10 protein-coding genes and 1 pseudogene are annotated in these 12,000 nt (G+C 45.8%); all 11 read right to left on the bottom strand.

Going from position 1 to position 12,000, the window contains the following annotated elements; translation table 11 throughout:
• Positions 1-145: 145 nt before the first annotated feature.
• The 11 genes and pseudogenes from ACTNES_RS11045 to ACTNES_RS11095 all read right to left on the bottom strand — a co-directional run bounded on the left by ACTNES_RS11045 (position 146) and on the right by ACTNES_RS11095 (position 11,983).
• On the bottom strand, positions 146-1,345 hold the full coding sequence (locus tag ACTNES_RS11045; protein ID WP_291814315.1) for a nitrogenase component 1: 1,200 nt from the start codon (positions 1,343-1,345) through the stop codon (positions 146-148).
• On the bottom strand, positions 1,342-2,679 hold the full coding sequence (locus ACTNES_RS11050) for a nitrogenase component 1 (protein WP_441039280.1): 1,338 nt from the start codon (positions 2,677-2,679) through the stop codon (positions 1,342-1,344). Before ACTNES_RS11050 ends, ACTNES_RS11045 begins: the two co-directional genes overlap by 4 nt.
• A 146-nt stretch (positions 2,680-2,825) precedes the next feature.
• A pseudogene (locus ACTNES_RS11055) lies at positions 2,826-3,572 on the bottom strand (nitrogenase iron protein NifH); the annotation flags it as partial.
• On the bottom strand, positions 3,569-3,844 hold the full coding sequence (locus ACTNES_RS11060) for a TM1266 family iron-only hydrogenase system putative regulator (RefSeq protein WP_291808015.1): 276 nt from the start codon (positions 3,842-3,844) through the stop codon (positions 3,569-3,571). The pseudogene ACTNES_RS11055 and the gene ACTNES_RS11060, both read right to left, overlap by 4 nt.
• Positions 3,845-3,861: 17 nt before the next feature.
• A complete protein-coding gene (hypE, locus tag ACTNES_RS11065) occupies positions 3,862-4,869 on the bottom strand; it encodes a hydrogenase expression/formation protein HypE (protein WP_291808017.1) in 1,008 nt (335 codons plus the stop codon).
• A gap of 91 nt (positions 4,870-4,960) precedes the next feature.
• On the bottom strand, positions 4,961-6,034 hold the full coding sequence (gene hypD / locus ACTNES_RS11070; RefSeq protein ID WP_291808018.1) for a hydrogenase formation protein HypD: 1,074 nt from the start codon (positions 6,032-6,034) through the stop codon (positions 4,961-4,963).
• Complete coding sequence (locus ACTNES_RS11075) at positions 6,034-6,243, bottom strand: HypC/HybG/HupF family hydrogenase formation chaperone (RefSeq protein WP_055068619.1); 210 nt, start codon at positions 6,241-6,243, stop codon at positions 6,034-6,036. Before ACTNES_RS11075 ends, hypD begins: the two co-directional genes overlap by 1 nt.
• Positions 6,244-6,347: 104 nt before the next feature.
• A complete protein-coding gene (gene hypF / locus ACTNES_RS11080) occupies positions 6,348-8,807 on the bottom strand; it encodes a carbamoyltransferase HypF (RefSeq protein WP_441039283.1) in 2,460 nt (819 codons plus the stop codon).
• Positions 8,804-9,910: a nitrogenase component 1 gene (locus ACTNES_RS11085; protein WP_441039284.1), complete on the bottom strand. Its 1,107-nt coding sequence runs from the start codon at positions 9,908-9,910 to the stop codon at positions 8,804-8,806. Before ACTNES_RS11085 ends, hypF begins: the two co-directional genes overlap by 4 nt.
• 4 nt (positions 9,911-9,914) lie before the next feature.
• Complete coding sequence (locus ACTNES_RS11090; RefSeq protein WP_441039286.1) at positions 9,915-11,195, bottom strand: nitrogenase component 1; 1,281 nt, start codon at positions 11,193-11,195, stop codon at positions 9,915-9,917.
• Positions 11,192-11,983 carry a nucleotide-binding protein gene (locus ACTNES_RS11095; RefSeq protein ID WP_441039287.1) on the bottom strand — a complete coding sequence of 264 codons (792 nt, stop codon included), beginning with the start codon at positions 11,981-11,983 and terminating at the stop codon, positions 11,192-11,194. The genes ACTNES_RS11090 and ACTNES_RS11095 overlap by 4 nt, the downstream gene beginning before the upstream one ends.
• Positions 11,984-12,000: the final 17 nt, after the last annotated feature.

Consider the following 12,000-nt stretch of genomic DNA (forward strand, 5'->3'; position numbering starts at 1 on the left):
TTCCTCATCATAAACAGATTAAGCGGATAAAACCGCTCTGTTCTCAGTAACGTATATGTAAGTCAAGTATACTCTCCACTGTAAGTTCATGTCAAACGGATATATAACAATTCTTTCTTCTCCCCTGCAACAGTGTTACAGTTCACTATAAATATATTCTTCCCGAAAATGCTACATGCGGAAGTTCATAAAAGGTGCTGCTCTTTGGACAGATTGGTCGGTACAGTGGGTCTGCTACGATGATTTTGGAATCTTTCAGTGCTTCTTCCATTGCTTCTTCTCCCAGTACTACTTTGTCTTTTTTGCCAAGTAAAGCTTCGCATCCTTTCAACGGACAGAATACACGGGTCGAATGTCCATATTTCTTTTCGATACCTGCTGCCAGCGATCCCATCGTGACAGGTTCTCCAATCAGAGTGATCTCTGCATTCTGCTGCATGCGGTTCTGCAGATATAGAGCCGCAGGGTCTGCCTGCTGTGCAGCTGAAGCCCCGTCTGTGACTGTAGAGTACTGCTCGATTGTAGACTGCTGTGTAGTTACAGACTGCTGTGTTTCTGCAGTGCATCGCGCGATTGCTGTCTCCAATGCATTTGAAATATCTTCTGCCAGCCACTGGTTTGGCGTTCCGATCACATATGGTATTTTGTATCTTTCCCAGAGGACCTTTGCCGCCCGCATTCCCACTGCAGACATCACCAGATTGACAGTTGCTTTCCCTGCTTTTTGCAGAGTTTCCAGGTCATCTCCCATCGCCCATGTAGATAAAACGTTCCATCCGTATTTTTTCAGATTTTCTTTTAATACCTCTACGTTTTCCTGTGGTCCAAAATCCAGTGGTGTCACGCCTAATAGATTTACACTTCGCAAAGAAGATTGATCTTTCTTCTGCCTGTCAGGCTCTTTAACAAACCGCCGGGCGATTTGTTCCAGTGCAATTCCTGCTCCATAGATATAGTCATTCATGCCATTTGTCGGCACAGAAAATGTCGGAATTCCGGTTTCTGTCTCGATCACGCGCGCAATTGCCGGGAAATCCGTTCCATTCATAAATGGGATCGGTGAGCCTGCCAGTGCGATAAATTTCGGGTGCAGTTCACGGGCTGCATGCTCGATATCGTCAATAAATTTCCGGTCATTTCCCATAATCGCATCGATTTCTGTAAGTCCTGAAATAAAGATCAGGCTGTCCTGATCATACCAGCGGATCTCATCATGGGTATTGTATGTAGAATTGCATCCGGAAGGGTCATGCATCACTGTCATTCCGCCAAGTTCATACAGTGCGGAACAGACACCAGATACATCTGCCGTATAAATTGGTATGATTCGATAAGATTGTCTCATAGGCAGCACTCGCACCCCCATCCTTTTTGCACTACAAGTTTCTCTGTGTCCTTTTCTTCTCGATACGCCTCCATCATCAGCTCCGCCGTTCTTCTGATCCCGTCAAATCCATACAGACCTTCTCCCTGTACCAGATTGACAAAGTGACGGCTTCGGCTGAAATAGGCTGCTTTCTGTCCAATGGCAAGTACTTCCTCACTGCCACCTCTTGGCAGTACACGCATCTTCACCTGAATGGTTGCGATCAGCTCAAGTTCCGGTGCATGCTCCTGCAGCCAGATAAACTCGTCTTTTTCTTTCGGGCTGATTCCATCCAGATAAACTGCTTTCACACAAAAGCCATGCGTCAGAAGCAGCTTTGCCAGTCCAAGGGGTCTTGGATGATACAGATAGTCCAAAGTGATGGGCATATCTTTGATCAAATCTTTTGCTCTTGTCAATGCCTCCTCACAGTTTTCTCGTTCATGCGCTAATTCGTTTTCTGTTAATTCTGGCAGTCCAAGTACATCTGTCAGCTGCTTTAGCTGTCTCTCAATCTCATCATAGTCAAAACTGCCCGGCAAATACAAACATTTACGTCCCAGACGCTCTGCCTGTGTCTCCATTCCGTATTTTCCTGCCGGATAGCAGTCGATAAACAGACTGCCTTTGCTCATATCCAGCAGATCCTGCCATGTTTTACAGGCAGGTAATTCCTGCACTGTATACTCATATCGTTTCAATAAACGCTTAATATCACTGCTCTCATCCAGCGCAAAATCACTACCAAATACAGATACTGTTTTCGCATTTGGTTCGCAGACCGGAAGCGGATCATACATTGCTTTGCGCAGTTTCTGATCCGGAGTTAATCCATGCTTCTGCATGATCGGATCCATATAACAGCGGATAAAGCAGATATCCGGGAAACGATGCTCCAGTTCACTGTAAATGTAATCCAGATTGCTTCCCACAAAATGGTGCAGACAGACTGTAAACAACAAAACCGCCTTCGGATGATCCCCGCGTTTGTTCAGCACATCTGTCACACCCTCAATGGTAATATCTTCCAGGTTGCTGTTTAAAAGATCCTGCTCTTCCAAAATGACGAAGGAAAAACGGTCTGCTGCATTCATTTCTGCCGCTGTCAGCACGACACCACGCATACAGTTATCTGCACAGACATAGATCTGAATGGATTCCGGGACCTGCATCCCTGTATGTACAATATTCCAGTTGCCATGCACCGGAGAATTATATTCCAGCTCCGAAGCAAATGGCGCCGGGAAGGAAGCATCTTTTATTTTTACCACTGCGCCTTTCGGATCAACCGTTTCACCCATACGACGTAACATTACACATCCTCCTGTGTCTGTCCATTCATGCATTCATTTATATGTTCATTCATACGTTCGTCCGTATATTTATCCATATGCTCGTCTATATATTTATGCATATATTCATCCCTTACAGCATCGTTTTCATCTTTCAAAACACCACCACATATCCGGTACATCTGCACCGCAAGTGCACGGTATTCCTCTGCCATTTCACTTTCAGGATAGCACTCCATCAATGTTTTCTGCTGTTCTTCCGCCAGCGCTACCTGACTGCTGTGTGATAACGTACCAATGACTGCTGTCTGGAAATCATCTGCCAGTTCTGCCACTTTTTCTTCTTCCCTCGGAACATCCCTGCGGTTCAAAATCAGTCCGCCAAGCCCTGCATATCCACGATTTTTAAAGTTCTGCACTGCCATGGCGATATTTGCCGCCGCATGAATCGCCATATTTTCCCCGGATGTAAGAATAAATACTTTGTCAGCGTAACCATTTCGCATCGGCATGGAAAATCCTCCACAGACTACATCTCCAAGTACATCATATAAAACCACATCCGGTTTGTATACCTCATAGGCTCCCAGTTCTTTCAGCTTTTCCAGCGCCGTGATGATTCCACGACCTGCACAGCCAAACCCTGGCGTCGGTCCTCCGGCTTCCACACAGATGACATTATTATAGCCAATGCGTATCATACCTTCTAACTGCAGTGATTGCTTTTTTTTGTTATATAAATCGAGCACTGCCGGAACTGCTTCTCCGTGACGAAGTAAAATGGTAGAATCCGCTTTCGGATCGCATCCGATCTGCATCACTCTAAGCCCCATCTCAGCCAATGCTGCCGCTACATTGGAAACAGTCGTAGATTTTCCAATTCCGCCTTTTCCATATACTGCGATCCTGATCAATCCTTTATTCCTCCTTCCGCCGGAGTAATGACCTTTGAATATGCTGTTTTTGCAGATACTCCTTTTAAATGTCCGATTTTTCCGGAAAGTGCACTGATCTTATCCTGCGGTGCATCGATTGCAATGCTGATAATACTAATCCCTTTCGAGCGGTATGGGATACCCATTCTGCCAATAATATACTGACATGCCTCATGGAGCAAAGTATTTAATTCTTCGATCGCATCTTCCTGTTCTACAATAATTGAAATAACTGCCACTCTGGTGTCCATGCCCTGATTCCTCCTGTTTAACAGATTCTTGGTAACAGCTCTCCTCCCGGCTGTGGAAGCAGTGCCTGTGTGCCGATCTCGGTCTCCATGATAACTCTTCCAGGTTCTTCTGCGATCACTTCACCGATGATCGCTGCATTTTCGGAATATGGACATTTTCGCAAGGTTTCTACAATTCCTTCAGCCTCTTCCTTTGGCGCCATAATGACAAGTCTTCCCTCACATGCCAGGTATAAAGGTTCCAGTCCAAGCATTCCACAGACTCCTTTTACTTCCGGCTGTACCGGAACTGCTGCTGCATTTAAGCGAATACCCACGTTACTCTGTCCTGCAATCTCATACAGGACAGTTCCGACACCGCCTCTGGTTGCATCACGGATCACGTGCAGATTGTGTGTGGTATCCATGACTGCTTTTACCGTATTCCATAAAGGTGCACAGTCACTGGTCACGTCAACATCAATTCCAAAATCTTCTCTCTCTAACAGAATCGTGCATCCATGGCGTCCGATATCACCGGTTACAATGATCGCATCCCCCGATTTTGCCAGTTCTCCGCCAACGGTTACTCCTTCTTCGATCTCACCCATTCCGGTCGTAGTGATAAAGACTCCGTCCACCTGGCCTTTTCCTGCAACCTTTGTATCTCCTGATACGATATGTACTCCTGCTTCTTTTGCCGTTTTCTCCATGGCTGCAGCAATTTCTTCCAGTTTTTCCATCGGAAATCCCTCTTCAATTACAAATGCGCAGGTAAGATACAATGGTTTTGCTCCCATGCAGGCAAGGTCATTGACAGTTCCGCAGATAGACAATTTTCCGATATTTCCTCCCGGAAAGAACGCCGGAGATACGATGAAACCATCGGTAGATACTGCCATTTTGCCTGTAGGAGGAACTAATACTGCTGCATCATCAGCTGTCAGATCCTTGTTCGCAAAATGTGCTTTAAACACCTGGTCGATCAGTTCAGAGGTCTGTTTTCCACCGGCTCCGTGTGCCATTGTTACTGTTTTATTTTCCATGATGATTTCCTTCTTTCTTATCAAGATAATTCCTATCGCCAAATGCGATTTTCAATAGATTTTGGCTCATAACTGTGAATATACTGAACAGTTATGAATACTGATAGTATGCAGAACAGGCGCCTTCGCCGGATACCATGCAGGCTCCGACCGGATGCTGCGGTGTACAGCCTTTTCCAAATACTTTACAGTCAGATGGTTTGCATTTTCCCTGCAACACATCCCCGCAGCGACAGGCCGGGTTGGGTTTTCCTTCAATCTTCGGCATCTGATATTTGATACGTGCATCGAAATTCTGCCATTCCTGTCTTAATTTCATGCCGGATGCAGGAATCACACCCAGACCTCTCCATTCACAGTCACATGCTTCCATCATCTCATCTACAAGCACCTGTGCTTCCCTGCTTCCATCCTGTGTCACCACACGCGGATAACAGTTTACAAAAAACGGCTTTCCTTCCTGAAATTTTACCAGTGCAACTGCCAGTGCTGTCATCAGCTCTTTTGCAGTAAATCCTGCCACAACACCACTGACTCCTTCTTCTGTCAGTGCTTCGCACAGACGTGTTCCTGTAATGGCGTTGACATGTCCCGGATATAAAAATACATCCGCACTGCCCTTTAACGCTTCATAAGCCTGAGGCATGGTTTTGTTGGCAGTTAATATTGCGTAATTATCCAGCCTGTTTTCTTTTGCAGCTTTTACTGAAAGACAACTTGCCGGTGTCGTTGTTTCAAATCCGACTGAAAGAAATGTCACCTGTTTGTCCGGATGTTCTCTGGCATATTTTTCCGCATCTGCCGGAGAATATACGACGTGAATGTCAGCCCCCTGTTCACGGGCTCCTGCAAGACTCATCTTTGTTCCCGGCACACGTACCAGATCACCAAATGTACAGATGGTAACTCCTTTTTCCAGTGCCAAATAAATCGCTTCGTCAATAAAGCTGACCGGAGTTACACATACCGGACATCCCGGTCCGGAGATCAGTTCCACCTGTTCAGGAAGCAATTTGCGGATTCCCAGTCGGAAGATCTCATGAGTGTGCGTACCGCATACTTCCATGATCCGTACCTTTGGGCCATCATAATTTTCAATGATCTCTCTGGCGGTTTTCCTTTCGGTTTTCTCTTCGCTCTTCTTTTCACATTTCTCCTCTGCCATTATAAAAATTCCTCCATGAGCTGCTCGGTTTCACTGTCGTCTTCATCGGTGATCTTTGCAATTGCCACACCTGCGTGAACCATAACATAATCTCCAGGCTCCAGATCTTCCAGAAGCTGAGAAGAAACCTCTCTTTTTGCACCGCCTGCGTCGATGACCGCTGTGCCATTACTGATTTTTACTACTTTTGCTGATAATCCTACACACATCTTTATATCCTCCTACCGTTCGATCAAACGGATAAAAGCATCCGCTTTGTTATTTATTCATACCCTAAGAACTGCTTCGCAGTTTATCTGGTCAAATTAATATGTTACTGTTCGCTACTATTTTTAAAAGCGCATGATTCAGAACAAGGTGAACAATTATATCGATACATCCCATATGCTGCCTGTCCGATCGCGATTCCTCCATCATTTGGCGGGATCATGTGATGCCGCAACACTTCAAAACCTTCCTGTTTAAGTCGTTCTTCTGTCAGGCGCAGCAGTAATCGGTTCTGAAATACACCGCCGCTCAGTGCGACTTTATTTCTGCCACTGCTGTTACGTGCTTCGCTACAGACTGCTACAATCTGCTCTGCCAGTACCTGATGAAAAAGATATGCCAGCCTGCCGCTGTCTGCACCTTGCATTTTTTCTTCTACAATCTGTTGTATCAACATTCTGGTATTTAAAATGAAACGTTCCTCGTTTTTATACACCAGCTTGTCCAGTTCCTCATTTCCGCTCAGATTTTCAACTACTTCAATATCCTGCAGTTCATATTCTTTTTTTTGCTGTTCGCATTCTCGCTGTTCACAATTTCCCTGTTTATATTTTTGCTGTTCATATTTTTTCTGTTCATATGCTTCTGCTGCAAACTCCAATGCCATCGATGCTTCACCCTCAAAACTTGACTGGCGCCTGATACCCAGGATCGCACTGACTGCATCAAAAAGTCTTCCCACACTGGTAGAAACCACTGCGTTGATCCTCCGGTCTGCCATGGTAAACTGCACTTTACTTTCCTGTTCACTGCAAAGGTCAAGCTTTTCAATAATCTTCCATGCCAGTTCACGGTCTTTCGTATATCCATAGATTATAGATACCGCAATACGCCAGCCCTCTTTCGCAGAAGCATCACCGCCAATCTGCAAAAACGGGGTAATACTTCCAAATCTTGTGAAATTCTCATAATCTGCCAGCAGAACCTCGCCACCCCAGATTGTACCGTCCGTTCCATATCCGGTTCCGTCAAAAGCAACTCCAATGACCGGATCGTGGCAGTCATTTTCTGTCATACAGGACAAGATATGCGCATAATGATGCTGCACCTGGATCATCGGATAACCGAGTTCCTTCGCTACAACCGTGGAGTTATACTTCGGATGCATATCACAGACCACCACCTGTGGCTTTACTTCCAGCAATGTCTGAAACCGGTGAATCGTTTCCTGCAATGCTTTTACAGTTCTCAGATCTTCCAGATCTCCCACATATGGAGACGGATAAAATCGACTGTCCACACCAATGCAAAACGTATTTTTCAGTTCTCCACCAACAGCAAGCACCTGCCCTTTCCAGTCTGTTGATGTCATAAACGGCAGCGGTGCATAGCCTCTGGACCTCCGGATCATGTATGGTTCGTTTTTATAAAAATCCATCACCGTATCATCTGCCCGGATCCTGATTTTTCGATCATGCGATAACATCGCATCACACAAATGTGACAATTCAGCAACTGCTTCCTCATCTTCCCGGCAGATTGGAGCCCCGGATGTGTTCCCACTGGTCATCACCAGAAGATCCGGCATTTCGATTCCATCATCATACTGGAAAATCAGCAACTGCACCGGTGCATAGGGAAGCATCACTCCAACTTTCGGATTTCCCGGTGCTACAGAAGCTGCCAGTCTGCCGCTGTTTTTTCTGTCCAGCAGCAGGATTGGTTTCTGATGTCCGGTAAGAATTTCCTCCTGTTCCGGTGTCACAACACATTCCCGTTTTACCACTGAGTCATCCGTTGCCATCACCGCAAAAGGCTTGGCAGGACGTTTCTTTAATGTACGCAGACGTTTAACCACTTCTTCATTTGTCGCATCGCAACACAAATGAAAACCTCCGATTCCTTTGATTGCTACAATTTTACCTTCACTGATCATCCGGCGTGTATATGTAATTGCATCACGCCCTCTCTCAGTTCTGCTGATCAGATATACCTCCGGTCCGCATTCATTGCAGCACACCGGCTGCGCATCATAGCGCCTCGTTTTCTCATCGAAATATTCCTTCGCACAGTTCGGGCACATCGGAAACTCTTTCATACTTGTACGTTCCCGGTCATATGGCAGTGAATCCAGAATCGTAAGTCTCGGTCCGCAGCAGGTACAGTTGATAAACGGATGCAGATAGCGCCGGTTTTTCGGATCAAACATTTCTTCTTTGCATTCTTCACAGATTGCAATATCCGGGGAAACGAATATCTCTCCCTTTGTTTTCTCACTTTCGATGATATCGAATATTTCGAAATGTACTGCTGTCTCTGCTGTAACATCTTTTGTATTTATTTTTAAGATAGCCGCACGTTTCGGCGGATGTTCTTTCAGTTCATTCAGGAATCCATCGATCTGTTCTTTTGTACCCTGCGCAAAAATTTCCACATATGGTCCTTTATTACAGACAGTTCCGCGAATCCCATGAGTCGTCGCATGGCGGCTTACTGTTGGTCGAAAACCAACTCCCTGAACAATACCGTATACCCGAATACGCCAGGTCATCTCCTCTTTATTCATACGCTTCTCCCATCGGATTCATATCCTGGTTCTTTCAGTTCTTTGGAGTCTTTCGCTGCTTCCACTGTTACAAGTTTCCCTGACACTGCAAAATGTACAGTATCCACAAATACTCCCTCAAACTTCGGCGTCATCCTCGCCATACATGGGTCTGCGTAAATCACATCATAGGATCCGGTTTCCACCAGTTTAATATAATCTTCTTCATCCCTCAGGTGCAGATCTTCGTCCCTGCGAAGCTCCGGTTTCATCATAAACCAGCTTGCCACTGTTACCTGTGCATCCGGTGCTTTCTTTAATATTTCCTCACGGATGGCATTTCCTGTCACCTGCTGTTGTACAACAAGCACTTTTTTTCCTTGATAATCCATATCACGGACCAGTTCATCCACCAGCGGATAGCCGATCTCATAAGGCGTTCCATAGGTTCGTTCCAAGTATTTCGCCGCTTCCAAAGCTGCCGGTGCTGCTACAATATTTTTCTCCACACTGGAAGCCTTTTTCACATCATCAAGCCCATTTCCCATTCCGTAACAGACTGCAGTTTTCCCTTCTGCTTCAAAACGTTCCCGGATACGGTCTGCTGCACGCAGATCACTGATATCCTGCGGTGTCATGCCTAGAATTCCTATTCTATTTGCAGTCACATCTTCTTTTTCACCTACAAATACACGAAACAGCTCCATCCATGCTTTTTCTTCGCCCTTGTCATATAATTCCATGCCATCCGTATCTACAGTCAGGATTGGCAGGTCTACTTTTTTCTCAGTCATACGCTTCAGTGCATGATAATCCGTTCCGATCACTGCCGGAACCGGTGTCCCGATGATTGCCGCAAACTTTGCATCCAGCTTTGTCACTGCATCTGCAAGTTTTGCCACCAGACGATCATCACGGCCAAGGATCGCATCCATGTCACGAAGTCCGGCACTGAACAGTGCGCTTTTGCTCTCAAACCACCGTGGCTCATCAAATCCACAGATATTTCCGGTACAGCCGCCGGCATCACAAATGACGATAATGCCGCCAAATTCATATAATACAGATACTGCTCCGGACTGATCCGGTGCAAACGGTGTCAGATATTTTCTCAGTCCTCTCATTATGCTACACCTCCGCCAGTGCCTCAAACAGTCTGCGAACACCGACATAACCATATGGCTGCCGTTCTTCATTCCAGAGCACGTTTGGACATTCTTTATGATAATATCCGGCATCTTTTCCAATAGTCAGATTGACACCGGACTGACCTCCATCATAATACAGCATAGTTGGTTCCAGGTTAGAAAAAACTTTCGTCTCCGGACTGATCTGCGCCAGTTGTTTTACATAGACAAAATTTTCACCAGATAAGGTTCCATAAATCTCCGGCACTCGAAATCCATAGCGCACCAGTGCAAGCGCCAATTCAAACGGATCTCCGTTCATCCATTCTCCAACTGCGAATGCTGCATCCGGATGTGATTCCCGGAATTTTGCCACTGCATCTTCTGCTGCCTTGCGCGGCTCTTCATCATCAAATTCCACGCCTAATGCAGCTCCAAAAGCACGATACTGACTGGCAATTTTATCAATCTGATACAGTCTGCGCAACTCAATATATGGAATTTTCAGTCTGTCATGAAAATCCTCTGCTGCAAAACGCGCTTCCGGATGCAGTACCAGATTAAAGTTTGCTTCCGACATGGTCTGATATTCTGCATAATCCCTGCATCTGGAAATCTCATGTATCGTTTTTACCCCTGCTCCGTGAAGCAGATCATACAGTTCACAGTCATCTACAAGCGGTGAAAAATATCCCAGTAAATTCACTACATTTCCTTTTTTCTTCTTTGGCTCAAGCAGGGAGTAAATGGACTGCCGCACATGTACCATCGGTGGCTTTCTTCCCTCTCTGGTCAGTGCATACATATAACACGGCCTTACCGGAATCCCCGCATATTCCTCGGCCTTATGACAGACACGCTCCATATCTGTGCCAAGCAATGCATCCACACAGGTGATACATATCATCACGACGGATGGCTTTTTCTCAAGTCCTTCGCAGATTTCTGCTACTGCCTTGGGTATCTTTTTCAGATGTCTTCCTGTTACAATGTCTGTCTCATCCATCAGCAGATAATAAAAACGATCGTGATAAGCACGCATGGAACTGAGAACCGATGTATTGCGGCCGCAGCATCCCGGAGACACGATCAGCATGATAGAATCCGGAACTGCCAGACCTGCACGTTTGACACCAAAGCCTTCTGCTCCAGGAGAGTTGAATGCCAGCGTTGCCGGGGAACTGTAGATCAGATGTGTATGGGAAATAAGCTGTTGCGGAATATTATTTTTTCCCAGTTCATTCAGCTCTTTTACCGTACAAAAATAAGCTTCCTGTCTCATACGTTTTCCTCTTCTTTCCATAATAATGTGGCCAGGTCAAAGAAACATTTGCTGATTTCTGAGTCTGGATTTCCTTCGATCACTGTCTTTCCCTGTTCTTCCCAGTGGATGATTTCATCACTTCGCGGCACTTCTCCTACGATCGGCACTCCGATTTTTTCGGAAAATGCCTGTACTTTCTCAGTCTCATTTTCTACATTTCTGTGGTTTAACACAATGCCAAATACACGGGCATAGCTGCGATCCTCGAAGTTTCTGACTGCGCTGGAAATATTGTTCGCAGCATACAGTGCCATCTTCTCTCCGGATGTAACGATCAGAACTTTGTCTGCGTATCCCTCACGGATCGGTGCTGCAAAACCGCCACATACAACATCGCCTAATACATCATATAAAACCACATCCGGTTTATAATGTTCGAATAATTCCATGTCCTCAAGGAGCTGAAAAGTTGCAATAATTCCACGTCCCGCACAGCCAAGTCCTGGTGTCGGTCCGCCAGTCTCAATGCAGAGGGTTCCGCCGTATCCTTCCTTTGAAATCTGTGCCAGCTCATCCGGCTCCTCGTCCTCTTCCCGCATAAAATTCATCACCGGACGAAGTGGCTCTCCGCCTAATAAATTAATAGTGGAATCCGCTTTCGGATCACATCCGATCTGAATGACACGCTTCCCCATATTTGCAAAAGCGGCCGCCAGATTGGAAGTCACTGTGGACTTTCCGATACCGCCCTTTCCGTATATTGCTACTTTTAACATATTGCCCCTCCTGTTGTTTCTCCGCTTAATATAGAATCCAGTCTACA

This window comes from Blautia sp. HCP3S3_D9, assembly GCF_052063845.1.
GTDB lineage: Bacteria > Bacillota > Clostridia > Lachnospirales > Lachnospiraceae > Blautia_A.

What these genes read in the sequence shown, in the direction of transcription:
- ACTNES_RS11075 (WP_055068619.1), bottom strand. Translation starts at nt 6,243, where the DNA reads ATGTGTGTAGGATTATCAGCAAAAGTAGTAAAAATCAGTAATGGCACA.
- hypE (WP_291808017.1), bottom strand. Translation starts at nt 4,869, where the DNA reads ATGGAAAATAAAACAGTAACAATGGCACACGGAGCCGGTGGAAAACAG.
- hypD (WP_291808018.1), bottom strand. Translation starts at nt 6,034, where the DNA reads ATGGCAGAGGAGAAATGTGAAAAGAAGAGCGAAGAGAAAACCGAAAGG.
- ACTNES_RS11090 (WP_441039286.1), bottom strand. Translation starts at nt 11,195, where the DNA reads ATGAGACAGGAAGCTTATTTTTGTACGGTAAAAGAGCTGAATGAACTG.
- ACTNES_RS11045 (WP_291814315.1), bottom strand. Translation starts at nt 1,345, where the DNA reads ATGAGACAATCTTATCGAATCATACCAATTTATACGGCAGATGTATCT.
- ACTNES_RS11085 (WP_441039284.1), bottom strand. Translation starts at nt 9,910, where the DNA reads ATGAGAGGACTGAGAAAATATCTGACACCGTTTGCACCGGATCAGTCC.
- ACTNES_RS11060 (WP_291808015.1), bottom strand. Translation starts at nt 3,844, where the DNA reads ATGGACACCAGAGTGGCAGTTATTTCAATTATTGTAGAACAGGAAGAT.
- ACTNES_RS11050 (WP_441039280.1), bottom strand. Translation starts at nt 2,679, where the DNA reads ATGTTACGTCGTATGGGTGAAACGGTTGATCCGAAAGGCGCAGTGGTA.
- hypF (WP_441039283.1), bottom strand. Translation starts at nt 8,807, where the DNA reads ATGAATAAAGAGGAGATGACCTGGCGTATTCGGGTATACGGTATTGTT.